This window comes from Sulfuriferula plumbiphila (assembly GCF_009938015.1).
Taxonomy (GTDB): Bacteria; Pseudomonadota; Gammaproteobacteria; order Burkholderiales; family Sulfuriferulaceae; genus Sulfuriferula; species Sulfuriferula plumbiphila.
Genome location: NZ_AP021884.1, coordinates 3,293,835 through 3,320,467, shown reverse-complemented (window position 1 = coordinate 3,320,467; position 26,633 = coordinate 3,293,835). Strand labels below are relative to the sequence as shown.

The window sequence follows — 26,633 nt, the reverse complement described above, 5'->3', positions numbered from 1 at the left end:
GACAGGATTCACAGGATGCGGCGTTAGTTAAATCCTGTGAATCCTGCCCAATGAATTACTTTCCAAATCCGGAGTTCGACATGAGTGACCTGATCGCGCAGTACCGCATTGAAAAAGAACCCTATTACCGCGGCGTGTCCGACGAAGTTGCGCTGTATGAAGCGGCCTACTCGGTGCGCATGCCGATGATGCTGAAAGGCCCCACCGGCTGCGGCAAGACCCGCTTCGTCGAATACATGGCGTGGAAACTCAACAAGCCGCTGATCACCGTGGCGTGCAACGAAGACATGACCGCCTCCGACCTGGTCGGCCGCTTCCTGCTCGACGCCAGCGGCACCCGCTGGCAGGACGGCCCCCTGGCCATCGCTGCGCGTCACGGCGCGATCTGCTACCTCGACGAAGTCGTCGAAGCGCGCCAGGACACCACCGTGGTGATCCATCCGCTGACCGACAACCGGCGCGTGCTGCCGCTGGAGAAAAAAGGCGAACTGATCCATGCGCACCCCGACTTCCAGCTGGTGATCTCCTACAACCCCGGCTACCAGAGCCTGATGAAGGATCTGAAGCAGTCCACCAAGCAGCGTTTCGGCGCACTCGACTTCAACTACCCGGCGCATGACATCGAAACCGAAATCGTCGCCCACGAAACCGGCGTCAGTGCCGACGTGGCAGGCAAACTGGTATCGATCGCCGAGCGCGCGCGCAACCTGAAAGGCCATGGTCTCGACGAAGGCATCTCCACGCGCATGCTGATCTACGCCGGCAGCCTGATCGCCAGGGGCGTGGAGCCGACCGCCGCGTGCCGCATGGCGCTGGTGCGGCCGATCACCGATGATCCGGACATGCGCGATGCACTCGATGCAGCGGTGAGCACGTTCTTCTGAAGGCGCGCGTCTGAAAGCAGTTTAGCCACAGAGATCGCGGAGGACACAGGGAATAGCCAAAACAATTCGGCGACTGGCGACGATTCGCACAGCCGGACTGTGTGCATTCTCTGTGTGACCTCTGCGGCAATCGAATTAGGGTATAAGCCATGTCCATCAATCTGGAAGACTACAAAGACATACTCGGTGAACTCTCGGAAAGCTCGCGTCTGATTTTGCAATCAGCATGGCATGATGCAGCCCGTGTGTTCAGCCCGGCGGGTCTTGAGCGCTACCTGCAGGGCGCCAAATCGTTGCGCGGCCTCGGGCGCGGCTGCGATCTGGTGGCCACCTATATCCAGAATGCCCCGGCCATCGCGCGCGTGGTAGGCGAGGACGTGGTTCCCGAACTGGTGCACAGTGCCATGATGATGGCGTCCAAAACCAGTGGTACGGTGATTGAGCTGATGCTGGCAACGGCACCCACCGCTGCCGAGCGTCTGGGCGACGCGGAGTTGTTCAGCAAGTATTTGCGGCTGCTTAACGTGCTGCTGGCGAGCGCACCGCGCGGGGTAAAACCCATGCTGGAAAATCTCGATACCCTGTTCGGCCAGCTCACCCTGGGAGGTTTGCGGCGCTGGGCGACCTGGGGCGCACAGGCGCACCGCACCAATTACGAAGAGCAGATCAAATATTTCGGTCTGCAAACCCTGGAATCCAAGGCCATCCTGCAACAGGAACGCAAAGGCACGTTGTTCGTAGACGTGCAGCGCCGCATCAACATGTATTTGCGCGCGCTGTGGGGACGTGACTTTTTCATGCGCCCCACCTCAGGTGACTTCGAAAAGCGCGAGGGCTACCGGCCCTATATCGAGGATTACCTGATGCATCTGCCCGATGCGTTCGACGACTTTGTGCTGCGGGCCGGTGATGGCAGCGAGGGGGGACGGATTTCGGGACTGGAACTGTACCGCGCCACCGCTGCGCACTGTGCGGCGCACATTGTTTACACGACCACACCGATCTCGGCAGAGAGCCTGAACCCGATGCAGATGGCGGTCATTTCTGTCATCGAAGACGCGCGCGTGGAGCGCCTCGCCATCAATGCTTTCCCCGGTATGGGCCAGCTATGGGCGCAGCTACACACGGCAACTCCGGCGCAATCCAAAACCTTTGGCGACTACCTCAACCGCATCGCCCGGGCCTTGCTGGATGCCACTTATCAGGATGACCATCCCGTCATCAGCCGTGCGCGGGAGTTATTCGCCGCTGAACAGGGCAGGCTCGCCGATAACCAGTTATCGTGGGATATAGGTGTGACGCTGGCACACGAACTGAGCCTGTTGCGCATCCCCTACCAGGCGCGCACCGATCTGCTCACTGCGCCCTACCGCGACGACAACCGCTACTTCTGGGAATTCGAGGAATTCGATTTCGACAAGGCGGCAGGAGCCGGCTACGACACGATCCAGCAAGTGCGCAAGAACGTCAGTCTGATGGAGTTCGTCAACGAGATTGACTGCGAGCTGGCTGGCGACGATGCGCAGGAAATCTGGGTGCTGGGCAGCGAGCTGTTTCCCTATGAGGACAATGGCGTGTCCTACAACGATATGGAAGGCAAAGAGCCGGTCTCCGCGCCTTACCATTATTCAGAATGGGACTACCAGATTCAGCTGGAACGGCCGAGCTGGGCAACAGTGATGGAAAAGCGTGCCAAAGCCGGCGACATGCAGATCATCGACGCCATCGCCGCGCAGTACAAACGCGAAATCCAGCGCATGAAATTCCTGCTCGACGCAATGCAGCCGCAAGGCGTGCAGCGCATCCGCAAGCTGGAAGACGGCGACGAGCTCGACATCAATGCGGCGATCGCGGCGATGATCGACATCCGCATCGGCAATCAGCCCGACCCGCGCATCATGATGCGCTCGGTGCGTAAAGTGCGCGACATCTCGGTAATGGTACTGCTCGATCTGTCCGAATCCACCAACGATAAAGTGGCGGGCCAGGATTTCTCGGTGCTGGATTTGACCCGTCAGGCCACGGTTTTGCTGGCGGATGCCATCAACAAGATCGGTGACCCCTTCGCCATTCATGGTTTCTGCTCGGATGGCCGTCACGACGTGGAATACTACCGCTACAAGGATTTCGACCAGCCCTATAATGAAGTGCCCAAGGGCAAGCTGGCAGGCATGACCGGCCAGCTGTCCACGCGCATGGGGGCAGCCATTCGCCATGCCGGACATTACCTGAAACAGCAGCGCTCATCCAAGAAGCTGTTGCTGGTGATTACCGATGGCGAACCCGCCGACGTGGACGTGCGTGACCCGCAATATCTGCGCTTCGATGCCAAGAAGGCGGTGGAGGAAGTCGCCAAGTACGGCGTGACGACGTATTGCATGAGCCTGGATCCGCGTGCCGACCAGTATGTCTCGCGTATTTTCGGTGCGCGCAACTACATGGTGGTGGATCACGTCGAGCGCCTGCCGGAGAAGCTGCCGATACTCTATGCTGGCCTGACCCGCTGAATGCACGCAACATTGCGCCTCCCGCAGGCGGCGCAGTCATGTTTGCGGGCGTTCCGGCAGAATGTCAGTTGCACTCAAGCCGAACATCTCCTGACGCGCAGCATTGCTGATCGCCAGTACCGCAGGGTGCGTCAGGCGACGTTCAGTGGAAATTGCGTAAAACTGCTCGATTACCGCATTGGTGTGCCCCAAAATCATCCCGCCGGATTGTTGTTGCACCAAATGGGTAATTGCGCTGGGCACGGCGTAAATTCCCACGCCTTCCTTACCGAAGGCGTTGAGCAGGGCACTGTCATCGAATTCGCCGACGATACGCGGACGAATGCGCTGCTCGTCCAGCCAGCGCACTAGCTTGGGGCGCACCGCAGCGTCCTCTCCAGGCAGTAGCAGCGGCGCACTGTCGAGCAATTGCGGAAACCTGCCGTCATATGCTGCAGCCAACGCTGGCGCTGCCAGAAATGTAAGCCCGCACTCGCCCAGCAAGTGGCTGAACCCGCGCACATTGAACTTGGACGGCATGGGACGATCGGCGATAACCAGATCCAGCAGATGTACTGCAAGTTCGCCCAGCAGGCTGTCCAGCCGACCCTCGCGACACAACAGGCGCGGTTTTTCCTCGATACGCATGGCGGGTTCCAGCAGGCGGTAGGCAACGGATTTGGGTACCACATCGGCGATTCCGACCCGAAACTGCATGGAGCGACTGGCGGGGTGGTGGCGCAGCGCTTCTTGCAATTCTTCACCCAGTACAAAAATTTCCTCGGCGTAGCCCAACACCAGCCGTCCTGCTTCGGTCAGCTCCAGCGTGCGCCCGCTGCGACGGAATAACTGGGTGGCGAGCGCTTCTTCCAGTACACCCAGTTGGCCGCTGATGGATTGCGGTGTCAGATGCAGGCGCTCAGCGGCTTTGCCCACTCCACCGGCTTTGGCAACCACCCAGAAATAGTGCAGATGCTTGTAATTAAGTGCGCTCATAAATGTTCCATTTTTTCGATTATTTATTAAGTAATATTCGAATATTAATTATATTCACTGTGCCATAAACTGCAACAGTTGTTAAATCCGCAAGTAGAAAGAAGGGGCAAACCGGCATACAGATACGCGACTTTCGCGGACTGTATTTCTGCAAGGACTCTATGCCGTCAGCAATCCCTGCGGACGCTGCAGCCAGTCCGGGGATTTGGCGCTTGCGCGCGAATCGGCCGAGTAAACCCTATGTCGTCGTATTTTTGGAAAGGACGCATCATGCACCCAATGCACCCCGTTAACGCTGCTCAAGCAGGCGCTGCCAGCCAGTCGGCCGCTGCTACATTCGCCGCCAACAAGGTGATCCGCAACACCTACATGCTGCTATCGGCTACGCTGTTGTTCAGTGCGCTGGTGGCGATGGCGTCGGCGGTGCTCAAGTTGCCGCACCCCGGTCTGATTATTACGCTGGTGGGCTATTTCGGTCTGCTGTTTCTTACCAGCAAATTCCGCGACAACGGATTGGGGCTGGGCTTCGTATTCGCGTTGACCGGCTTTATGGGCTACACCCTGGGTCCCATTATCAGCCACTACCTTGGCCTGGCTAATGGCGGCCAGACCGTGGCCATGGCGATGGGCTTGACCGGCGCAATCTTTCTCGGCTTGTCCGGCTATGCGTTGACCACGCGCAAGAATTTCAGCTTCATGGGCGGATTCCTGATGGTGGGCATCATCATGGGTTTTGTGGCCAGCCTGGCAGCGGTGTTTTTCGAGCTGCCCGGGCTGTCGCTGGCGGTGTCGGCGATGTTCGTGCTGCTCATGTCCGGCCTCATCCTGTATGAGACCAGCAATATCATTCACGGCGGGGAGACCAATTACATCATGGCTACCGTCACGCTGTTCGTCAGCATTTTCAATCTGTTCACCAGTTTGCTGCAGTTGCTCGGCTTCATAAACAGCGACGAGTAAACAGGATATATCCCGTGGACACTGTTTGAAACAGGCAGGCTAGGCAGGATTGCAGGGCACGGATTAATTTCAACAACGGGTACCCAATGAAAGCCATAGAAAATTTCCTCGAACGCCTGATGTTTGCCAGTCGCTGGCTGTTGGCGCCGTTTTACCTTGGGCTGGTGGGGGCCATTGGGGTATTGCTGTGGTATTTCGGCGTGGAATTCCTGCACCTGATTCCCATGGCAATGCAAGGTGAAGGTAGCGTCGTGGTGGGCGTGCTGTCGCTGGTGGATCTGGTGCTGGTGGCGAACCTGCTCATCATTATCATTTTTGCCGGCTACGAAAACTTTGTTTCCAAGATTGACGTTGGTGACCATGAAGACCGCCCGGACTGGATGGGACATGTCGATTTCGCTGATCTAAAAATGAAACTGATAGGCTCCATCATAGCCATTTCCGGGATCGAGCTACTCAAGGCGTTTGTGAGTGTGAGCACGCACACCAACGAGCAGATGGCCTGGAAGGTGGGTATCCACCTCACCTTTGTGGTGACCGGCGTGATGTTCGCCGTCATGGATCGCTTGGGTGGGCCTAAAAAACAGGGTGCGGGCGGCTGAACGAATCACGCATATTTCATCCATTGCAAAAGGAGTTGCCATGAAACGCATTTTTCTGTTCCTTGCCACCAACCTTGCCATTGTGCTTGTGCTGTCCATCACCCTGCGCGTGCTGGGTATAGAGCCCTATCTCACAGCGCAAGGGCTGAATCCGGGTTCGTTGCTGGTATTTGCCGCCGTTATGGGCATGGGTGGATCGTTCATTTCGCTGGCGATTTCCAAGTGGACGGCCAAGCGCTCGGTGGGTGCGGTAGTCATTGAGAATCCGCGCACGCCTGCCGAAATCTGGCTGGTGGATACGGTGCGTCGTCAAGCCCGGCAGGCCGGCATCGGCATGCCCGAAGTGGCGATTTACGATGCGCCCGAAGTGAACGCATTTGCCACCGGCATGAATAAAAACAACGCGCTGGTGGCGGTCTCCACTGGCCTGCTGCAATCCATGACCAAGGAAGAAGCCGAGGCGGTGCTGGGGCATGAGATATCCCACGTTGCCAACGGCGACATGGTGACGCTGGCGCTGATACAGGGGGTGGTGAATACCTTCGTCATGTTCCTGTCGCGCGTCATCGGTTATCTGGTGGATAAAGTCGTGTTCAAGACCGAGCGCGGCACCGGCCCGGCGTTTTTCGTCACCATGATCATTGCCGAAATAGTGCTGGGCGTGCTGGCATCGATCATCGTCATGTGGTTCTCGCGTCAGCGCGAATTCCGCGCCGATCGCGGTGGCGCGACGCTGGCCGGGCGGCAGAACATGATCGCCGCGTTGCAGCGCCTGCAGCGGGTACACACCGCGCCGTTGCCGGAAAAGCTGGCGGCATTTGGCATTGCAGGCGGCGGCGCGATGGATGGCATCAAGCGCCTGTTCATGACGCATCCACCGCTGGAAGAGCGGATTGCTGCCCTGCAGGCGGCGCGCTGAGACTGGGTTGAGTGAACATGAACCCGGCTGTGTCGATCGCTGAACCCTGGATGTGGGCTGCCTTCATCGGTTTTGTGCTGGTGATGCTGGCGCTGGATCTGTTCGTCCTCGGCGGCAGAAAAGCCCACACGGTCAGCGTCAAGGAGGCCGCGCTGTGGTCGTTGGCGTGGTTCTGCATGGCGCTGATCTTCAATGCGGGCATGTGGTGGCACCTCAACGGCACGCTGGGCGCAGAGGTCGCCGACAAGAAGGCGCTCGAGTTCCTCACCGGCTATCTCATCGAAAAATCCCTGTCGGTCGACAACGTATTCGTTTTTCTGCTGATTTTTGCAGCGTTTCAGGTCAAACCGGCGTACCAGCGCCGGGTGTTGGTCTACGGCGTACTGGGCGCCATTGTGCTGCGTGCGGTGATGATTCTGGCGGGTGCCTGGGTGGTGCGCGAGTTCAGCTGGGTGCTGTACCTGTTTGGTGCGTTCCTGCTGGTGACGGGTATCCGCATGCTGGTGATGGCGGAAAAAACAGCCGATCTGGAACAGAACCCGGTGCTGAAATTTGCCCGCCGCCACCTGCGCATCAGTGTGGGCGAGCACGGCGAAAAATTCAGTGTGGTTCAGGGTGGCACGCGCTATTTCACGCCGCTGTTTCTGGTGCTGATTTTGATCGAAACCACCGATGTGGTGTTTGCGGTGGATTCGATCCCGGCGATTTTCGCCATTACCACCGATCCATTCATCGTGTTCACCTCGAACATTTTCGCCGTCATGGGGCTGCGCGCGCTGTACTTTCTGCTGGCCGACGTGGCGCACCGCTTTCATCTGCTCAAATACGGCCTGGCGCTGGTGTTGAGCTTCATCGGCGGAAAAATGCTGATTGCACCCTGGTACCACGTGCCGGTGCAGGCGTCGTTGTTCGTTGTCGTGGTGTTGATTGGCGCGAGTGTGCTCGCCAGTCTGGTTGCCACACGCCATAAGGGTGTCGAGTGATGCGATTTTTGTGGGCAGGTTTACTGCTTTTGCAGGTACTGGGCGGCTGCGCCAAGGCGCTGCTGGCGCAAGGCGTGCCGGTTTACGACGTGCGCCGTCCCGACGAATGGCGGCCCGGTGTGGTGCCGGGCAGCCCCACGCTGGCGCGCGAGCTGATGGAAAAACACAGCTACGGCAAAGTGTATAACGTGACGCATGGCATGCAAGACTGGCTGAAGCCATCCTGTCGTCCGCGGTTAGTTCATGCCGCTGGCATGGTGTTGATGCAATTGATATGGACCGGCTCCCATGCATGAATTGAGTAACAATCCATTCGCGCGCCGCATCATGCTCGGCCTGTTTCTGGCCGGGCTGGGGGCGGGCGTGTATAGCGTGCTCAATCCGTTCCTCGCCGCCATGGCGTGGGCGAGCATTCTTGCGTACACCACCTGGCCACTGTTCGCCCGGCTGCGCCGCAGCCTGGGCGGGCGCGCCAATCTCGCCGCGTTGCTGATGACGCTGCTGGTTGCGCTGCTGTTGATCGTGCCCCTGCTCGGTTTCGCTGCGCTGTTGCAGGGTGAATTCATGCAAGGCGTGCATCAGGTCACCGACCGGTTGTTGCGCGGCGACCTGCGCCTGCCGGGTTGGACGGCGCAACTGCCCTGGGTGGGCGGCGAGTTGCAGGACTGGCTGGCACGTGCGAACGCCGATCCAACCGCCATCAAACAGCAATTGCAGCAATTTCTGGCGGGTTTCCGCGGCGAGATGGTGGGTGTGCTTGGTGGAGTGGGACGGAATCTGGTCAAATTCGGCTTCGCCCTGCTGACGCTGTTTTTTCTGTACCGCGACGGAGAACGCGCGCTGGGACAGCTGCGGAAGGTACTCAATGACATGATCGGCGCGCGTATCGACGGCTATTTCGATGCCATCGGCATCACTACCCGTGCCGTGCTCTATGGCATCGTGCTTACTGCGCTGGCGCAGGGTGCGCTGGCCGGACTGGGCTATTGGGTGGCTGGAGTAGCTTCGCCACTGTCCATGGCGGTATTGACCGCAAGTATCGCTCTGATTCCCTTCGGTACACCGTTTGTGTGGGGTAGCCTGTCGATCTGGCTTTATATGAATGGTCAGCACGCCCAGGCCATCGGTCTGTTTTTATGGGGCGCACTGGTCGTCAGCTGGGTCGATAACCTGATCCGCCCGCTGGTCATCAGCGGCGCGACGCGCATCCCCTTTGTGCTGGTGATGTTCGGTGTGCTTGGCGGGGTGATCACGTTTGGCCTGATCGGCCTGTTTATTGGCCCACTGATTCTGGCGGTCGCGCTGGCCGTGTGGCGCGAATGGCTGGAAGATAGCTGCGTGGAAACAAAAACAACGTAGAAGCAAATCAGCGCGTTGTTCGCTTATCCCGGTGATGTATCTACTTTTATGAATGCATTTTGTAAAAAAGATTAATTTTTGTTCTGTAATATTCGAGCATACACTAGCTTGCAGAAATTTCCGCAGGGGCGGGTATGTTCGGGAATACGCCTAATCTGATTGAGTCGAAGCGACCACTCTTACATTGAGCTGCGTTGCATCACCCTGGCTCATACCTTTCCCCTGCCCGGATTAAATAAACGCTGGTATTTGCCAACGGCAAATACCACGCGTCGTTTGCTTTAATCATCAAGCTGCAAAAAATACGGCCTGCCATAGGACAGGCTACTGGGCACTTTGCCTGCCGCACATACGCAAGGGGATGACGCTGAATGATGGATAAATTTATCGTACTGCTGGTTGCGCTGCCATTGCTGACCGCTTTTGTGGCGCAGCTGCTGTCAGACAAGCTTGGGCGCCGTGTCGTGACCTTGAGTGTGGTGGCCGGGACCCTGACTTTTGCTCTCGCTGTATTATTGCTGGCGTTCAAGCTGAGCGGTCATGGCGCCAGCCGTATCGTGCTCGCGCCGGTGTGGGGCAGTCTTCTGTTCGATTCCTTGACCTTATTGATGGCGGTGGTGATATCCGGCATCAGCTTGATAGTGCATGTATATTCCGTGCGCTACATGGCCGAGGACCCCGGATACAGGCGGTTTTTCGTGCTGCTCGACGTCATGACCGGGGTATTGCTGCTCACCATCGCGGCGGGCGATCTGATTACCTTGCTAGTAGGCTGGCACCTGATAGGCGTGGTGCTGTTTTTTCTGCTCAATCACAATAGCCGCAGCCTGCAAGCCTATCGTTATGGTTTTTGGTCGTTCATCACCTATCGCTTTGGTGATGTGCCGATGGTGTTGGCCGCCATCCTGCTCTACCGCATGTTCGGCACCTGGTCGTTACCGGGCATTTTTCAGCAGATTACCGTCCACCCGGATGCGCTCACCGTCTTTGGTTTGCCGTTGAGCGAAACGGTCGCAGGGTTGATTGCGCTGTCGGCGTTTGCGCGTTCCGCGCAGTTTTTGCTGCATACCTGGCTGCCCTATACGATGGATGGTCCGACGCCGGTGTCGGCGCTGATGCATGCCGGTATCGTCAACGCCGGTGCCTTTATCATCAACCGGTTTGCGCCGGTGTTCGTCGAAGCCAACGGCGTGTTGCACTGGGTATTTCTGGTCGGCCTGGTGACGGCGGTCATCGGCTCGGTGTTGATGCTGTCGCAAAACGACATCAAAAAAGCGCTAGGTTATTCGACCATGGGGCAGATGGGCTTCATGATTATGGAATGCGGCGTGGGCGCGTTTTCGCTCGCTGTTTTCCACTTGATTGCGCACGGCTTGTTCAAAGGCACGCTGTTTCTTGCTTCTGGCGGTGTCATCGGCAAGGCGCGCCACGACGACGGCGTGCCCAAGGATGATCTCTACACGTTTGTGATTGAGCGACGTCCCACCGCTTATCGTCAACCGTGGATATTGATGGCGGCGATTACCTTGGCGGTGCCGGCGTTGGTGTTCGGCCTGGCACATTGGCTGGTGACAGACAGCCTTGTGATTGAGCAGGGTGCGATTATCCTGCTGTTTTTCGGCTGGGTCACAGGTGCCCAATTGCTGTTTTCCATCCACCGCATGGACAGCGAAACACCTTGGCGTCTGGTGACGCTGGCGGTTTTCTCGCTGACCCTGGTGGTACTCGGCTATACCTTCATCAGCCATGCATTCGATCTGTTTTTGTACCCTGATGCACAGTTTCGCGCACGCATCTACGCAGCGGCAGGCATTACCCAGTCCGAGTTTTACATACTGGTTGGCGTGCTCACGGCAGTCATCGTGTTTGGCTGGATGCTGGCCTACCGTGCGGCCAGTTATCACAACGAAGGACGCAAACAACCGAAACGCAGCTGGCTCGATTTTTACGCGCTGATTTCACGTGAGCTCTACATTGCGGATGTGTATGCGCTGTTGGGGCGCGGGCTGATTGGACTGTCGGCACGCTTGAATCTGTATCTGAGGTGGATTTGATATGGCAATTCTGATTCTGCTTGCAATAGGGATATTTTTGCCGCTGTTTCCGCTCAGCATGGTATTGACAGCCTTTTTTAAATACGTGCCGTGGGCGTGGCTGCGCGCCCTGATAGTGCTTGCCTGGCCTCAAATCGGTTTGACCATCGCATTTTCTACGCATGCGCAGCTGCCTCAGTGGGTGGTGGGATGGGGGCTGTTGACGGCGGCGTTGTATGCGCTGCGCATGCTCAGCCTGCGGGATGTCAGTACATGGATTGCATTCATCGCGGCGTCTGCCTTTGCCTTGCTCTGGATTGGGTTGGTCAACGCCAACAGCGAGGCGATGTTGCGTTTGCAGGGTCTGGGTTTTTCCGCCTCCTTCATCATCGCGGCCGCCGTGGTTCCCATGCTCAAAAATCGCTTGGGGGCGGCCTATAGTGGCTTGCATTGCGGTATGGCACAGCGTTTGCCACGGTTGGCGGGCGTGTTGGTACTGGCCGTGCTGGCGGCGATTGCGACACCGCTGTTTCCCTCGTTTTTTGCACTGATGGCGGTGTTGTCAGAGGCGTCGTTTATGGCTGCGGTGGGTGTGTCGATGGTCTGGCTGTTGTGGAGTTGGGCCGGAGTGCGGTTGCTGCAAGGGTTTTTGCCCGGCGTGTGGTCACGCGCGCAAACACCCCCCGATTTGAGTCTGCGTACCGCGTGGCTGTCTGGTTTGGGATTGGTAACGCTTGTGGGTGCCGCTACGGTACTGAGCAGTATGGGACTTACGGGAGGGTGGTAAATGAGCCTGGCGCTTGATCGCAAGTTAAAAATTCGTGCCATGGTATACGTGGCAGGCGAGCCGATTCCGTATTTTTGGCCGATGCGTCACTTCATTCACCATAATCCTTTGCACGGTCTGGAAAAACTGCCTTTTGCGCAGGCGGTAGAAAAGGGCCAGGCGCTTTTTCATGGCAAGGGTTTTCTGCCGCGCAAGACGTACCAGCGCTTTTTGCAGGAAGGCAAAATTGACCGCGCCAGTCTGCTGACGGGGGTGCAAGACTTCGTCGCCACGCGGAGCAGCGTGCCGGGTGTGGATTTGTCGCATTGGCTGATGACGCTGCTCACTCAGGTTGCTGAGCCGCTGAGTAAGGCATGCGTCGTGGCCGGTACGCGTGACGTGCACCACGCGCTCAATGGCAAGGTGTCCGAGTGTGTGGCGCCCGTCGACATGGCCGCATTGGCCGCCTGGTTGCACGAAAAGGCAGGCGGCGCGCGGCCGATATACGAGGCGGTTGATACCTTATTTGGCACGCATATTGGCACGACACTGGATGACTTGTTGATTAAAAGCTGTCTGGATTTTTTTGACGAAGGTCAGTCAGCTTGGACTATGCCCGGGCGCGAATCGGGGCTATTCAACGCCTGGCGTGAATTGTCCAGGCGCAACGTCAGACTTTTTTTGCGAGGCGTGAATATTAGCCAAATCCTGGCGCAATCGAGTACTCCGGAAGGCGTGATTGCCTACGCCATGGATACGCTTGCCGTGCCGGAAACGCGCTGGGCGGACTATTTTTCGCGCGAGCTGGTGCACTTGCATGGTTGGGCCGGTTTTATCCGCTGGCGTTCAAACGCCCAACATTACTACTGGGGGCAGCATTATCCGGCCGACATGGTTGATTTTCTGGCAGTACGGCTGGCGCTTGGATTGGCCTTGCTTAAAGAGGAAACCGATTCGAATGTGCCCGGCAGTGCGCCTGAATTGGCGAAGTTCATAGACACACACACTGCGGAAGCTTTCCTGCGGTATGAGTTCTACAGCGGTGATGTGGTGCCGCAACTGGCAGCCAAGGTGGAAGACGCCATACTGCGTGGCAAGCAGTCAATTATCAGCCGCGTGTTTACCACTTATGTCGAGCGTAAACGTGCTGACGAGGCGATGTTGTTGGCGCAACGTCTGCACGATTGGGGCACGCAGGCGTCGGCCACTTTTTGCTTGACGTCGTTATCAGTCGAGGCGCTGGACAGTTTGCTTGCCACGGTCGAGGCATTCGAGCAGGCCGAGGGCATGCTGTGGTTGCGCGCCATGGAGGCACGAGCGATGCAGGTGTTGCTGCGCGACATTGATGTCACGCCGCCAACACCGCGTGACAAACGTCCGTTTGCGCAGGCGCTGTTTTGCATCGATACCCGTTCCGAACGCATCCGGCGTCAGCTGGAGCACATAGGCGATTATCAGACCTATGGCATTGCCGGTTTCTTTGGCGTGCCCATAGGCATACTCGAGCTTGGCAAGGGCAGCGAAACCCATTTGTGTCCGGCTGTGGTCACGCCCAAAAACCTGGTGCTGGAAATGAACGCCAGCGGTCCTGTTGACGAATCCGTGGTGGGTGTATTTGAACACGCCCTGCATGAGCTAAAAAACTCGGTGCTGGCACCGTTTGCGGCGGTGGAGGCCATCGGGCTGCTGTTCGGTTTCGACATGATAGGCAAGACTATTGCGCCATTGGCATATAGCCGTTGGCGTCGCAAACTGTTTCCCGCCAAGCCGATGACGCGTCTGCTGCTGGACAAGCTAGGCCGTGAGCAGGCGGATTCCATCCTGCGCGCGGTACAGCGTGCCGTCATTGTCAAAGCGGTAGAACACGAATTGGGTTTGCCGCCCGAACGCATTACCGACGACTTGGTGCGTCAGTTGCGTGAAACGGCGCTCACAAAACAGTTGCCGAGCGATGAATTGGCGCATCAGTTGGGTCTGGAACTGGCTGCGTGCAACGCCTTTGTTACGCGACTGCGCGACGCCTATCGCATCAATCGGCAGTTTTCGCGTCTGCAATTCGAACGCCTGGGGCGGATTGGCTTTACCAGTAACGAACAGGCGCACTTGCTCGGGCAGGCGCTGCGCTCCATCGGATTGATTGAGCATTTTTCACGTTTTGTGTTGTTGGTCGGGCACGGCAGTGAGTCAGAGAATAATCCGTATGAATCCGCGCTTGATTGCGGCGCCTGTGGTGGCAATTCAGGCATTTTTAACGCACGTGCAATGGCGCAAATGGCCAATAAGTCGGAAGTGCGGCGGCGCTTGCGCGAGCAGGGGCTGGATATCCCTGCCGACGTGTGTTTTGTGGCCGCGTTGCACAATACGACGACTGACGAAATCACCATTCTGGACCGCGAGCTGATTCCGCCCGCGCACCTGATTTACCTCGACCGTTTGCACAAAGGGCTGAAGGCGGCGTCCCGCTTGTGCGCACAGGAGCGCATGGCGACACTGGTTCCGAGCGACATCGGCGTACCTCCGGACGCCAATGCATCGAGCCGCCTGGCGCGGCGCAATGCCAGCGACTGGTCACAGGCACGACCCGAATGGGGCTTGTCGCGTAATGCCTATTTCGTCATAGGTCGGCGGCAGCTCACCCAGCGTGCCGGGCTGGCAGGCCGTGCCTTTCTGAATTCCTATGACTGGCGCGTCGATCCCAAGCGGCGTTTGCTGGAGTCCGTCCTGACCGGCCCACTAGTGGTCGGACAATGGATCAACATGGAGCATTATTTTTCTACGGTCGACAATGAGCGTTATGGCAGCGGCAACAAAGCGTATCACAATGTCGCCGGCCGCTTTGGCGTGATGAGCGGCAATCTGAGCGATTTGCGTACCGGCTTGCCGGCGCAAACCGTGCTCAAGGAGGGCCATCCTTATCATGAGCCGCTGCGACTGATTACGCTCATTGAGGCACCATTTGAACACGCCCGCAGCGCGATAGAAGGCGTCGTTACCATCAAACGCCTGGTGCAGAATGGCTGGATACGCATGCTGGTGCTCGATCCTGAAACCCTCGCAGTACATCTTTATGACCACGGCGCATGGCAACAAGTGGACTTGCCTGACGCGTTTGTTCTCGAACCCACCGGGAGTGATTGAAGCATGAATAACCTGAATCTGAGTACGCTAAAAAAACTCGAAATTATTCTGGAGGGTGAACATCAGGCGTTTGCCACCGACTTGCTGGAACGTGCTGGCGTGACCGGCTATACCATCGTCAATCATCTGTCAGGAAAAGGTAGCCACGGTTTTCATGAGGGGCACGTGATGTTCAATGAAGACTCAGTGTTGATCATGATCATCACCGCCGTATCGGAAGAGCTGGTGCAGCCCATATTGGAAGGCTTCGCGCCGTTTTTTAACGAACATACCGGCGTGATTTTCGTATCCGATATTCAGGTTAACCGTCTGGTCAAGTTCCAGGGCTAAATGCAGCGTGCCAGCAGTGCGATGTGCGTTTACGCGTCGACTTCGGCTTGCGGGATTTTTATGAAGCGACTGCTTTCCTGCAGCACAAAATCCTTGAAAGCTGCCGCCGCTCCTGAAAAGCGCTTGCCGCGCCGATGCACCAGATACCAGTCCTTGACGATGGGAAAGCCTTCCACATCCAGTATTGTCAATCGACCCAACGCCAGCTCCAGCTCCAGTGTGTGGATCGATACCATGCCCAGGCCCAGCCCCGCCATAACGGCATGCTTGATGGCCTCGTTACGGCTCATTTCCATGGTGGTCTTCATGCTCAGGCCGCGTTGTTGCATGAAGCGCTCAATGGCATTGCGTGTGCCGGAGCCTTGTTCGCGCACGATAAAGTGCTCCTGCAACAGCCTGTGCAGCGAGATGCGGCCGGCTTGAACCAGCGGATGGCTGGGCGGTGCGATGACCACCAGCGGGTTGCTCATGAACGAGTCGGCTTCCAGATCCAGTCCACTGGGGGGCGTCCCCATGATCGCCATGTCGGGCAAGTTGTCGGCCAGTTGCCGCAAAAGCGTAGCGCGGTTGGTCACGTCCAGATTGACGGTGATACCGGCATGCTTGCGGCAAAATTCGGCAAGCAGATAGGGCGCGAAATATTTTGCCGTGCTGGTCACTGAAATATTGAGTGCGCCGTGTTTAACACCTTTCATTTCGTCCAGAACCATGCTGATGTCGTCGAATTTTTGCGCAATGGAGCGACTGAATTCGTACATCTCGCGTCCGGCCTCGGTGAGAAAGATTTTTCTGCCCATGTGCTCGAACAAGGCCATGCCTACATCCTCTTCCAGCTGCTTGACCTGGGTCGAAACAGCGGGCTGCGTCAGGTGCATTTCTTCTGCTGCCCGGGTGTAGCTCGCGTTGCGCGCGACGGCTTCAAATAAACGGAGTTGCCTGAGCGTGAAATTCATGTCTGTCCTCGCGTGGGAAAGGGCGCGTAACTCATTCAGTAAGGTTAATGTATTTCATAATTATTATTCATTTTAAATTATGTTTTGATTTATTTATAGTGGGACGACTGCTGGGGTCGGGCTGAATCAATACAGTCGGATGTCGGTGTTTGAGAGTGCGTCGTGGGAAATGCGTCATTTTTAAGTGTTGCTTAAAGGAGAGTGTGATGAGCGTCAAAAAATTTAATGCGGGTGTGAAGGAGTATCGCCAGACTTACTGGATGCCGGAATACACCCCGCTGGATACCGACATCCTTGCGTGCTTCAAGATTACCCCGCAAGCTGGTGTGGATCGTGAAGAAGCGGCCGCCGCCGTGGCAGCCGAGTCTTCCACCGGCACCTGGACCACTGTGTGGACCGATCTGCTGACCGACCTGGACTACTACAAAGGCCGCGCCTACCGCATCGAAGACGTACCCGGTGATGACACCTGCTTCTACGCCTTCGTGGCTTACCCGATTGACCTGTTCGAAGAGGGCTCGGTGGTCAACGTATTCACCTCCCTGGTCGGTAACGTGTTTGGCTTCAAGGCCTTGCGTGCCCTGCGCCTGGAAGACGTGCGCTTCCCCATCGCCTACGTGAAAACCTGCGGCGGTCCGCCCCACGGTATTCAGGTCGAGCGCGACAAGATGAACAAATATGGCCGTCCGCTGCTGGGTTGCACCATCAAGCCCAAGCTCGGCCTGTCCGCCAAGAACTACGGCCGCGCGGTGTACGAGTGCCTGCGCGGCGGCCTGGACTTCACCAAGGACGACGAGAACGTCAACAGCCAGCCGTTCATGCGCTGGCGTGATCGCTTCCTGTTCGTGCAGGACGCAACCCTGAATGCGCAGAACGAGACTGGCGAACGCAAGGGCCACTACCTGAACGTCACCGCGCCGACTGCGGAACAGATGATTGAGCGGGCTGAATTCGCCAAGGAAATCGGCGCGCCGATCATCATGCACGACTACATCACCGGTGGTTTCACGGCCAACACCAGCCTGGCCAACTGGTGCCGCAAAAACGGTGTGCTGCTGCACATCCACCGCGCCATGCACGCCGTGCTCGACCGCAATCCGCACCACGGTATTCACTTCCGCGTGCTGACCAAGATTCTGCGTCTGTCCGGGGGTGATCATCTGCACTCCGGCACCGTGGTCGGCAAGCTGGAAGGCGATCGTCACGCCACGCTGGGCTGGATCGATCTGATGCGCGAATCGTTCATTCCGGAAGATCGCTCGCGCGGCATCATGTTCGATCAGGACTGGGGTTCGATGCCTGGCGTATTGCCGGTAGCATCCGGCGGCATCCACGTGTGGCACATGCCTGCGCTGGTCAACATCTTCGGTGATGACTCGGTGCTGCAATTCGGTGGCGGCACGCTCGGCCACCCCTGGGGCAACGCCGCCGGCGCCGCCGCCAACCGGGTGGCGCTGGAAGCCTGTGTGGAAGCGCGCAACGAAGGTCGCGAGCTGGAGCGCGAAGGCAAGGAGATCCTCACCAACGCCGCCAAGGACAGCCCGGAACTCAAGATCGCCATGGAAACCTGGAAAGAGATCAAGTTCGAGTTCGACACGGTGGACAAGCTGGACGTTGTTAACCGTTAATTTTCAATGGCTTAAACGCGCACATTTAATTTGCGCTGGCCGTGCCGGCTGGCCGGTCGGCGACTCAAGAAAGGAATAGCAATGTCAGACATTCAGGATTACATCTCGACCCCCAAGTACGAAACCTTCTCGTATCTGCCTGCCATGGCGCCGGAAAAAATACGTCGTCAGATTGCCTATATGGTCAGCCAGGGCTGGAACCCGGGAATCGAGCATGTAGAACCTGCTCGCGCAGATGCCTACTACTGGTACATGTGGAAATTGCCGATGTTCGGCGAACAGTCGGTCGACGCCATCATTACCGAGCTGGAGGCGTGCAAGCGTGCGCACCCAGGTCACCACGTCCGTCTGATCGGCTACGACAACTACTCGCAGAGCCAGGGCAGCTCGTTCGTGGTGTTCCGCGGGCGTTAATCTGCCATTTAACGGGTCATTCAGTAGACGGCCCCCGTCGGGGTCGGGTTGAACACGGAAGGATATAAAGCATGAGTGATGCTATTGCAAACACGGCAGCAACACCTCGTTCAGCGCGCGCGGCTGCCTTGGCGCGGCGCCAGGCGTTGTCGCAAAACGGGCGTACCGCGCTGACGGCAAAACTGCCACAAGCGGCAGCGCGCCCTGCAGCGGCTACGGCTTCACGCCCGGCACCGGCGGCAGTGGATATGCAGCCTGCTGTGCCAGCGCCCGGTGTTATGGCACCAGGCGGTCTGTCCGGCAAGTCGCTGTCACGTACGCGCCGCGAAGCGCTGTCGCAAGGCGGCCGGGCTGCGCTGGCTCAGGGCAAGACGAGTGCGCCTGCAGTGCGCCCGGCAACGGTGCATGCGGCTGAACCGGCGGCATTGCCCGAGGCGGCAGACTGCGGTTGTGGTTGCAAAGGCAAAAACAAGCTTGACGACAGCAAGGACGAAACAGAACAAGCGCTTGACGCCGTGTGCAGCCTGGTGGAGAGCGAACCGGTTGCGCCGGCTGGCTCGGCGGTTTCGGCAGTACGCAAGCTGTGTCAGGCGCGGCGCAGTGCGCTGGCCAGCCAGGGCAAGACCGCCGTCAAGTCTGCTTACAGAACGGCTGCGTCTGAGCGGCGCAGCAACGGCAAGTCCGCGTTCATGGCGGGTTTGAGCGGGCGCGATGCGGCGCGTGCGCGGCGTGCTGCCCTGTCTAACGAAGGGCGTGGAGACAGCCCGGCGTCGCGTCCTGCAGGGCGGGTACGCCCCAAGGCGCCGGTCAAGGTGGAAGTGGGTACGACCTTGACTGGCACCAGCGTGACAGGCACCCAGGTCGAACGGACCGGGAAAGTGACCGGTAACGAGCCGGGCAGCTGCCGCGTCATCACCGGCACGGAGTACATCGGTGCCGAGCAATACGAAGCCTTGTGTCCGGTCAAGCCCGCCCCGGCGCCGGCCAAGGTCAGCATCAGCAATACAGGTCGCGGTCAGCGCGTCAGTGGCGTGGACGTGGATCGCAGCGCACAGATGACAGGTAGCGAAGCGGGTGCGTGCAAGCCAGTGACCGGCACCGAATATCTGAGCGCGGACAAGTTTGAATCGTTCTGCGCGGCCAAACCGCTGGCCGCGCCTGCCAAGGTAAATCTGGCATCGACCCAGGCGGGACTACCGGTGAGCGGCACGCTTGTCGGGCGCAACCCGAAAGTGACGGGTGACGAGCCGGGCAGCTGTAACAGCAAGCTCACCGGCAGCCAGTATGCGCAGGATCAGTCGGTCAGCGCCTGTCGCAGCGGCAATAACGCACCGCATAAAGTCAGCGTGATGAGCACGGTCAAGCAACAGGCGGTGACTGGCACGGACGTTGCGCCGAGCGAACTCATTACCGGCGCAGAGCGCGGTGCGTGTGCCGCAGTGACCGGTACCGAGTCCAACGGTCTGGCTCAGTACCAGGCGTGCAACCGCGCGCCGCAGGCGCTGCCCGAAAAAGTCGGGCTGATGCGCACCCGCCATGATCAGCAGGTATCCGGCACCCTGGTTGAGCAAAGCAGCAAAGTGACCGGCGGAGAGCAGGGCGGCGCGCTGATGATTTCCGGTACCGAATATATCAATACGGATCCGCGCGCAGGCTTGAACGATGCCGCACAACAACAGGCTTCGCGTGCCCTGATGGCCAGTCGCGGCGCGCAGGCAGGATTGGCGTTGCGCGCCGCACGCGGTGAAAACGGCAGCAAGGTGACCGGTGCCGAACGTGGCGAAAGCCAGGTATTGAGCGGCACACCCTATGCCGGCGCGTATCAGCGCGTGTCGCAGCGCGGTGCCAACAGCAATCCGCATCCTCTCAGCCGCGCTGCGATGGATGCCCCGCGAATAGCGGCAGCGGTGCCGGAGCCTGCGCCAGTGCGGGGGGAGTTCAGCATCGCCACGCCGTCACGCACCGCGCGGGACAGCAGCTTGAGCCGTATTACCGGCACCGCGTATGGTGCAGTCGGCCGGATTACCGGCCCGGTGAATCTGGCCGCCGGGCTGGTGTCGGGTACGCCTGAATTTCGCCACCAGGAAGGCGTCTCGGCGCTGATGGCAGCACGAGCCCCGGCACCTGTCGCTGACGACATGCGCAGCCGCCTGACCGGCGACGGACGCGAGGGTGGGTTTGCGATTACCGGGGCAGCCTGGCGGCGCAATGAGAGCGTGACGGGTACCGAGGGCGATGCAACGCGCCGCAACCCCACCTTGCGTGGTGAGCAGCGCAGTCTGATGGTGGGCGCAGCGCAGCTCAAGAACCGTGAAAAGCCGGACCTGCCGATGAGCCGTATCACCGGCAGCAGCGGTAACGATGCCAAGGGTTCCGCGATTACCTACTCCGGCGGTGCGCGCGGTTGACGCAGTGTTTTTTCCAAATTTGAACAGGTCACGCACGCAATGAATACGAGAAACCGACCCGGGCGCAATCTCGGCCCGCAGCCCGCAGCAAGACGCCCGCCTTACGGCCTGGGTACGCCTGCTGGTGCGCTGCCGGCGCGCCACGGGCAGGACTTGTATGGCGCGCGGAGCGTGGCGCAGGCCTCTGTTGAGTGTAACGCCAACTGTCTGGTGGACAACGGGCGGCTGCGTCACCATCCGCTAGCCAATCAGGAAGAAAATCAGCGCCTGCTGGCGCACGAATTAAGTATAAAGGATCGCTTCGATGCCATCGTGCCGGTGCTCAAACGCATTGCGGGGCTGCAGCACGAAGTGGATTTCAGTGACCGTGCGCAACAGATTGCGCGTGAACAACTGGGGTTCGAACTGCCTGCGCAGATTCTGGCCGATGCCTGGATAGCTGATCTGGATATGCGTGCCTTGTATGGCGAATGCGTCATGCAAACCGTGCGTCTCATGGCGGCGCAGGCGGAGCTCAACAACCCGCATCGTGGTACAGACGAGGCCGTCGCATTTTTTCTGGATAGCGGCTACCACGCGGTTGATATCTCGCCCTGCTCGGATGGCCGTCTCAAGGGGCTGGTGCGTTACATACTGCGCCTGCCGGATGGTGCGGTGCGCAGCCGCAAGGCCTACGCTGGTGCGATGTTCGATGTGGACGCCAATGTCAAACGCTGGGTTGAAACCGAACTGATGCGGTTTCGCGAGGGCCGGCCGGTCACAGCCGACGCCGGTACCCGTTATCTGAAGGTGGTGGTGTATCACTGGAGCAGCTCGGATCCGACGCACGAAGGTTGTGCCGCGCATTGCAGCAATGTGACCCGCGCAGCTGAAGCGGGGTTGAAGCGACTAGGCGAGTTTCGTCAGGCGATAGAAAACAGCTTTTGCTGCGGCGCATCGGTGGACACCCTGCTGATCGGCGTGGATACCGATACCGATGCGATCAAGGTACACATACCCGACGCCAAAGGCGAAATGAGCCTGTATCGGTTCATCGACAATATGGATGTGTATCACAGCAGCGCCAATGATGATCCCAGTGCCGCGCGGCTTAAGATCTACCAGGCAATCCAGGCGGCCAGCTCAGTCGGTGGCTGGGGCAGCGGCGAGGGTGAGCCGCACGAGGGAATGCGGCGTTTGATTGCAACACTGCTGATCAACAACCTGTCGCAGATCGACTATGTATGCAGCAACTGGCGCGGGCGCTACGCCGACATCGGTCACGCCGAACGCTTCATCAGCGTGGGCGACGGTTTCGAGGAATTCCAGTTGCGCAACCTGGCGTACTTTGCCCACCTGTACACGGTGGAAGAAGGCGCGACGGACATGGATGTGGGCATCAGCATTTTTGGCAAGCTGAATATCAAGCACGGTTTGCCTGCGCCCGTGGCGATTCACTATCGCTACGACAGTCGGGTGCCGGGTTGCCGCGAGCGCACGGTAGAGCGTTGCCGCCGGGTCAAGATGGCCATTGAATCACGCTACACGTCACTTAGCCAGAAAGGTCTGCTGATTTGCGGCATGACCGTGCAAGACAAGCGTCCGGGCAGCCCGATAGAACGGGTTGAGGCGGAAACGGCATAAATTGGTACAGGAGCAGCGATGAAGATTTGCCAAGTAGAGAAAACGCTGGTTTCGACCAATCGCATCAAGGATTTGGGGCACCGTCCGCTGCTCGTCGTGCGGGAAAAAGTGGGCGGCCCGCGTCAGGTAGCCGTCGATGCAGTGGGGTGTGTAGCGGGAGACTGGGTGATCTGCGTGGGGTCGTCGGCCGCGCGTGAAGCGGCGGGCAGCAAGGATTATCCGAGTGATCTGACCATAGTCGGGATTATCGACCACTGGTCGGAGGGCTGACATGGAGATCATGCGTGTGGTGTCGGAACTGGTGGCGACGCGGCGCGTACCGGGCCTGCAAAATTCATCGCTGCGGGTGCTGGAAGATGCTCAGGGCAAGCTGAGCGTGGCCTGCGACCCGGTGGGCGCGCCACCCGGCAAGTGGGTGATCACGACCGGTGGTTCGGCTGCACGCATCGCAACGGGTGACAGGGCAATCCTGACCGACTTGACGATTTGCGGAATTATTGATGCATGGGACGCCGGTAACGGTAATTGAGCAGCTTTTTTAACAGAGAAGGAGTTTTGAAATGGCAAACGTAAGCGGAATTGCACTGGGCATGATTGAAACCCGTGGCCTGGTACCGGCGATTGAAGCGGCCGACGCGATGACCAAGGCAGCGGAAGTGCGTCTGGTGGGCCGTCAGTTTGTTGGCGGCGGCTACGTGACCGTGCTGGTGCGTGGTGAAACCGGCGCGGTGAACGCAGCCGTGCGTGCCGGTGCCGATGCATGCGAGCGCGTGGGTGACGGTCTGGTGGCGGCACACATCATTGCGCGCGTACACAACGAAGTCGAAAACATCCTGCCCAGCCCTGCAGCGTAAGGCAGACACGAATTTAACCGAAACAGAGAAGGAGTTTTGAAATGGCAAACGTAAGCGGAATTGCACTGGGCATGATTGAAACCCGTGGCCTGGTACCGGCGATTGAAGCGGCCGACGCGATGACCAAGGCAGCGGAAGTGCGTCTGGTGGGCCGTCAGTTTGTTGGCGGCGGCTACGTGACCGTGCTGGTGCGTGGTGAAACCGGCGCGGTGAACGCAGCCGTGCGTGCCGGTGCCGATGCATGCGAGCGCGTGGGTGACGGTCTGGTGGCGGCACACATCATTGCGCGCGTACACAACGAAGTCGAAAACATCCTGCCCAGCCCTGCAGCGTAAGGCAGACACGAATTTAACCGAAACAGAGAAGGAGTTTTGAAATGGCAAACGTAAGCGGAATTGCACTGGGCATGATTGAAACCCGTGGCCTGGTACCGGCGATTGAAGCGGCCGACGCGATGACCAAGGCAGCGGAAGTGCGTCTGGTGGGCCGTCAGTTTGTTGGCGGCGGCTACGTGACCGTGCTGGTGCGTGGTGAAACCGGCGCGGTGAACGCAGCCGTGCGTGCCGGTGCCGATGCATGCGAGCGCGTGGGTGACGGTCTGGTGGCGGCACACATCATTGCGCGCGTACACAGCGAAGTCGAAAACATTCTGCCCAGCTCGCCTGATGCCGGCATGGGCGGGCGTGACGGCGATATCAGCTAAGGCGATTGCCTGAGTCACAGTGCCATGTCGATGTATGCCGATCCACGATTGAGCGGATATCTGTCACGCGCCCTCAGCCACGAGCTGGCGGCGGTACAGCAGTATCTCATGCAGGCCAAACTCACTGGCCTGTGGGGCCTGTCCGAAATGAGCGCACGCCTGCGTGACGACGTGAATGAAGAGCTGGTGCATGCGGGACGCCTGATGGAAAGGATGCTGGTGTTGGGTGTGCCTTCCAATGCCACGCAGTTGCCACCTGCACGACCCGGGCGGAGCGTGACGGAAATGTTGCAGATAGACCGTGCGCTGGAAATAGAGGCGATACGATTGTACGAAGAAGCCGCACAGTATTGCGCCCGGATTCGCGACAGCGAGACGCAGGCCCTGTTCGCCGGCATTTTGCAGGATGAACTGGGCCACCTGGGCGAACTGGATCGAATGTTGATGGATTTGGCGGGGGTGGCGTGATGAGCGAAAACGAGGCTAAGCAGGCGGGTGCCGCGCCTGGAGGAGAGCGGATTGCAAGCCTGAATCTGCGGTTTGATTTTGCCAGCTATGCCGACACGCGTCGATTTCTCGACCAGATGGCGGATTTGTCCAAGCGCGAGGATTACTACCCCGACGTGAGCTTTGGCAAAACTTACGCCAACATCAGTATTGATGGCGATGGGCAAACGGCGTTGCAACAGCGCAACTCCAACTTCATCAATGAAATGAAGGCATTGGCGGCGCAACTGGGGAGCAGTTGACAACGGCGGTCGGGACAGCGCAGCAGCGGCGCACGTTGAGCCATTACGAGACGGGGTGGTCATGTCGAACCGAATCATTGCAGTCATCAATCAAAAGGGCGGTACCGGCAAAACAACCCTGGCGCTGAACCTGGCTGCAGGCTTGGCGCAGCGTGGCAGCACCCACCTGGTGGATGCGGATCCGCAGCGCTCGATCACTCAATGGGTCGGCATGGGGGGCGGCAATTCGGGTCTGCCGGGTGTCGCCCAGCTGGGGGGCAATCCGGCGGGTGTGCTGGGCAAGCTCGCGCGCAGTCACCGCTACGTCGTGGTGGATTGCCCACCGACGGTGCAAGGCGAGACGGTCGCCGCCATCATGCGCATGGCGCATCTGGCGCTGATACCGATATTGCCCTCGCCGATTGACTTGTGGGCGAGTGTGGATATGGCGCTGGCAGTCAAGCAGGCGCAGCGCGACAACCCGGATCTGCGCGCCTGCCTGGTGCTCAATCAGCTGGAATCGCGCAATGCGCTGTCGCGCGACATGCGCGAGGCAGTGGCTGAATTCGATGTGCCGGTATTGTCTGCCGGCATGCAGCGGCGCGCAGCGTATCGCAGCGCGGCAGTGGAAGGACTGAGTGTATATGGCGTCGGCAAGCGGGGTCAGCATGCCGTGTCGGATATTGAAGCAATCATCGAGGAGGTCTTATGTCTGTGAAAAAGATGGGATCCAGGCTGGCGCAGGGCGTGCGTGACATCAAGGCGCAACAAGCGCAGGAGGCCGTAGCGACGCCAGCCGTTGCAGCGCCTAAACGCGTAACTAGGCCGGAAACAACCAAGCCCGCTGCCGCGCCCAAGGCCGCCAAGCCCGACGTGCCGCCGTTCGTGCATCCGGATCGAGTGTGGCCGGATTGAGTTGTCCGCATACGGCCAAATAAAAACCGATTCGACAGTCTTTACATGATTTTTCAGGATCGCCAGCTTGCTTGACCGGCTTGTCACATCCTGTAAACCCTGTCTCATCAAAGCTGCGTAATGCAGCATGGAGTTCGATATGAGTGACCTGATCGCGCAGTACCGCATTGAAAAAGAACCCTATTACCGCGGCGTGTCCGACGAAGTTGCGCTGTATGAAGCGGCCTACTCGGTGCGCATGCCGATGATGCTGAAAGGCCCCACCGGCTGCGGCAAGACCCGCTTCGTCGAATACATGGCGTGGAAACTCAACAAGCCGCTGATCACCGTGGCGTGCAACGAAGACATGACCGCCTCCGACCTGGTCGGCCGCTTCCTGCTCGACGCCAGCGGCACCCGCTGGCAGGACGGCCCCCTGGCCATCGCTGCGCGTCACGGCGCGATCTGCTACCTCGACGAAGTCGTCGAAGCGCGCCAGGACACCACCGTGGTGATCCATCCGCTGACCGACAACCGGCGCGTGCTGCCGCTGGAGAAAAAAGGCGAACTGATCCATGCGCACCCCGACTTCCAGCTGGTGATCTCCTACAACCCCGGCTACCAGAGCCTGATGAAGGATCTGAAGCAGTCCACCAAGCAGCGTTTCGGCGCACTCGACTTCAACTACCCGGCGCATGACATCGAAACCGAAATCGTCGCCCACGAAACCGGCGTCAGTGCCGACGTGGCAGGCAAACTGGTATCGATCGCCGAGCGCGCGCGCAACCTGAAAGGCCATGGTCTCGACGAAGGCATCTCCACGCGCATGCTGATCTACGCCGGCAGCCTGATCGCCAGGGGCGTGGAGCCGACCGCCGCGTGCCGCATGGCGCTGGTGCGGCCGATCACCGATGATCCGGACATGCGCGATGCACTCGATGCAGCGGTGAGCACGTTCTTCTGAGACGTTGC

28 protein-coding genes are annotated in these 26,633 nt (G+C 59.0%); 26 read left to right on the top strand and 2 right to left on the bottom strand.

Translation table 11 applies throughout. From position 1 onward, the window contains the following. Positions 1–80 precede the first annotated feature (80 nt). Positions 81–884, top strand: a complete 804-nt coding sequence (locus GZH91_RS16975; protein ID WP_147075189.1) for a CbbQ/NirQ/NorQ/GpvN family protein — start codon at positions 81–83, stop codon at positions 882–884. A gap of 149 nt (positions 885–1,033) precedes the next feature. After that, positions 1,034–3,391 carry a nitric oxide reductase activation protein NorD gene (locus GZH91_RS16970; protein ID WP_147075027.1) on the top strand — a complete coding sequence of 786 codons (2,358 nt, stop codon included), beginning with the start codon at positions 1,034–1,036 and terminating at the stop codon, positions 3,389–3,391. Positions 3,392–3,427: 36 nt separating this feature from the next. On the opposite strand, the gene nhaR is transcribed toward GZH91_RS16970, so the two are convergent. Beyond that, entirely contained in the window at positions 3,428–4,366 is a 939-nt protein-coding gene (gene nhaR / locus GZH91_RS16965) for a transcriptional activator NhaR (RefSeq protein ID WP_147075028.1), read from the bottom strand. Positions 4,367–4,636: 270 nt separating this feature from the next. Here nhaR and GZH91_RS16960 point away from each other — a divergent pair, with 270 nt between their 5' ends. From GZH91_RS16960 to GZH91_RS16915, 10 genes are all read left to right on the top strand, one after another. Continuing rightward, positions 4,637–5,326, top strand: coding sequence for a Bax inhibitor-1/YccA family protein (locus GZH91_RS16960; RefSeq protein ID WP_147075029.1), 690 nt, complete (start codon positions 4,637–4,639; stop codon positions 5,324–5,326). Positions 5,327–5,412: 86 nt separating this feature from the next. Beyond that, positions 5,413–5,928: a TIGR00645 family protein gene (locus GZH91_RS16955; protein WP_147075030.1), complete on the top strand. Its 516-nt coding sequence runs from the start codon at positions 5,413–5,415 to the stop codon at positions 5,926–5,928. Between the two features lie 40 nt (positions 5,929–5,968). Next, positions 5,969–6,847 carry a protease HtpX gene (gene htpX / locus GZH91_RS16950; protein ID WP_147075031.1) on the top strand — a complete coding sequence of 293 codons (879 nt, stop codon included), beginning with the start codon at positions 5,969–5,971 and terminating at the stop codon, positions 6,845–6,847. 17 nt (positions 6,848–6,864) lie between these two features. After that, on the top strand, positions 6,865–7,830 hold the full coding sequence (locus GZH91_RS16945) for a TerC family protein (RefSeq protein WP_147075032.1): 966 nt from the start codon (positions 6,865–6,867) through the stop codon (positions 7,828–7,830). Continuing rightward, complete coding sequence (locus GZH91_RS16940) at positions 7,830–8,126, top strand: hypothetical protein (protein WP_147075033.1); 297 nt, start codon at positions 7,830–7,832, stop codon at positions 8,124–8,126. The genes GZH91_RS16945 and GZH91_RS16940 overlap by 1 nt, the downstream gene beginning before the upstream one ends. After that, positions 8,119–9,189: an AI-2E family transporter gene (locus GZH91_RS16935; protein ID WP_147075034.1), complete on the top strand. Its 1,071-nt coding sequence runs from the start codon at positions 8,119–8,121 to the stop codon at positions 9,187–9,189. Before GZH91_RS16940 ends, GZH91_RS16935 begins: the two co-directional genes overlap by 8 nt. 371 nt (positions 9,190–9,560) lie before the next feature. Beyond that, entirely contained in the window at positions 9,561–11,243 is a 1,683-nt protein-coding gene (locus GZH91_RS16930) for an NADH-quinone oxidoreductase subunit 5 family protein (protein WP_223264651.1), read from the top strand. Between the two features lies 1 nt (position 11,244). Further along, entirely contained in the window at positions 11,245–12,009 is a 765-nt protein-coding gene (locus GZH91_RS16925) for a hypothetical protein (RefSeq protein WP_147075035.1), read from the top strand. Then, positions 12,010–15,126: a DUF2309 domain-containing protein gene (locus GZH91_RS16920; RefSeq protein ID WP_147075036.1), complete on the top strand. Its 3,117-nt coding sequence runs from the start codon at positions 12,010–12,012 to the stop codon at positions 15,124–15,126. It begins immediately after the preceding gene. A 3-nt stretch (positions 15,127–15,129) separates the two neighbouring features. Further along, positions 15,130–15,456, top strand: a complete 327-nt coding sequence (locus tag GZH91_RS16915) for a P-II family nitrogen regulator (RefSeq protein ID WP_147075037.1) — start codon at positions 15,130–15,132, stop codon at positions 15,454–15,456. Positions 15,457–15,485: 29 nt separating this feature from the next. On the opposite strand, the gene GZH91_RS16910 is transcribed toward GZH91_RS16915, so the two are convergent. Next, positions 15,486–16,409 (bottom strand): LysR family transcriptional regulator, encoded by a 924-nt coding sequence (locus tag GZH91_RS16910; protein WP_147075038.1) that lies wholly within the window; start codon positions 16,407–16,409, stop codon positions 15,486–15,488. Between the two features lie 206 nt (positions 16,410–16,615). Between GZH91_RS16910 and GZH91_RS16905 the strand changes: the two genes are divergently transcribed. The 14 genes from GZH91_RS16905 (at position 16,616) to GZH91_RS16840 (ending at position 26,625) form a co-directional block, all read left to right on the top strand. Continuing rightward, a complete protein-coding gene (locus GZH91_RS16905; protein WP_161984313.1) occupies positions 16,616–18,037 on the top strand; it encodes a form I ribulose bisphosphate carboxylase large subunit in 1,422 nt (473 codons plus the stop codon). An 81-nt stretch (positions 18,038–18,118) separates the two neighbouring features. Then, the gene (locus GZH91_RS16900) at positions 18,119–18,451 is read left to right on the top strand and encodes a ribulose bisphosphate carboxylase small subunit (RefSeq protein WP_147075151.1); all 333 of its coding nucleotides are present in this window, start codon (positions 18,119–18,121) and stop codon (positions 18,449–18,451) included. Positions 18,452–18,522: 71 nt separating this feature from the next. Next, entirely contained in the window at positions 18,523–20,859 is a 2,337-nt protein-coding gene (locus tag GZH91_RS16895; RefSeq protein WP_147075149.1) for a CsoS2 family carboxysome shell protein, read from the top strand. Between the two features lie 39 nt (positions 20,860–20,898). Continuing rightward, entirely contained in the window at positions 20,899–22,482 is a 1,584-nt protein-coding gene (locus tag GZH91_RS16890) for a carboxysome shell carbonic anhydrase (RefSeq protein WP_147075147.1), read from the top strand. Positions 22,483–22,500: 18 nt separating this feature from the next. Beyond that, on the top strand, positions 22,501–22,752 hold the full coding sequence (locus GZH91_RS16885; protein WP_147075145.1) for a carboxysome peptide A: 252 nt from the start codon (positions 22,501–22,503) through the stop codon (positions 22,750–22,752). Between the two features lies 1 nt (position 22,753). After that, positions 22,754–23,011: a carboxysome peptide B gene (locus GZH91_RS16880; RefSeq protein ID WP_147075143.1), complete on the top strand. Its 258-nt coding sequence runs from the start codon at positions 22,754–22,756 to the stop codon at positions 23,009–23,011. 31 nt (positions 23,012–23,042) lie between these two features. Continuing rightward, the gene (locus GZH91_RS16875; protein WP_161984312.1) at positions 23,043–23,336 is read left to right on the top strand and encodes a BMC domain-containing protein; all 294 of its coding nucleotides are present in this window, start codon (positions 23,043–23,045) and stop codon (positions 23,334–23,336) included. Between the two features lie 41 nt (positions 23,337–23,377). After that, a complete protein-coding gene (locus GZH91_RS16870; protein ID WP_161984312.1) occupies positions 23,378–23,671 on the top strand; it encodes a BMC domain-containing protein in 294 nt (97 codons plus the stop codon). A 41-nt stretch (positions 23,672–23,712) separates the two neighbouring features. Beyond that, entirely contained in the window at positions 23,713–24,039 is a 327-nt protein-coding gene (locus GZH91_RS16865; RefSeq protein WP_161984311.1) for a BMC domain-containing protein, read from the top strand. A gap of 24 nt (positions 24,040–24,063) precedes the next feature. Then, complete coding sequence (locus GZH91_RS16860; RefSeq protein ID WP_223264667.1) at positions 24,064–24,507, top strand: ferritin-like domain-containing protein; 444 nt, start codon at positions 24,064–24,066, stop codon at positions 24,505–24,507. Then, the gene (locus tag GZH91_RS16855; protein ID WP_147075177.1) at positions 24,507–24,788 is read left to right on the top strand and encodes a hypothetical protein; all 282 of its coding nucleotides are present in this window, start codon (positions 24,507–24,509) and stop codon (positions 24,786–24,788) included. Before GZH91_RS16860 ends, GZH91_RS16855 begins: the two co-directional genes overlap by 1 nt. A 61-nt stretch (positions 24,789–24,849) precedes the next feature. After that, the gene (gene parA / locus GZH91_RS16850; RefSeq protein ID WP_147075176.1) at positions 24,850–25,485 is read left to right on the top strand and encodes a ParA family partition ATPase; all 636 of its coding nucleotides are present in this window, start codon (positions 24,850–24,852) and stop codon (positions 25,483–25,485) included. Then, entirely contained in the window at positions 25,476–25,682 is a 207-nt protein-coding gene (locus GZH91_RS16845; RefSeq protein ID WP_147075175.1) for a hypothetical protein, read from the top strand. The genes parA and GZH91_RS16845 overlap by 10 nt, the downstream gene beginning before the upstream one ends. Positions 25,683–25,821: 139 nt before the next feature. Continuing rightward, the gene (locus GZH91_RS16840; RefSeq protein ID WP_147075189.1) at positions 25,822–26,625 is read left to right on the top strand and encodes a CbbQ/NirQ/NorQ/GpvN family protein; all 804 of its coding nucleotides are present in this window, start codon (positions 25,822–25,824) and stop codon (positions 26,623–26,625) included. Positions 26,626–26,633 lie beyond the last annotated feature (8 nt).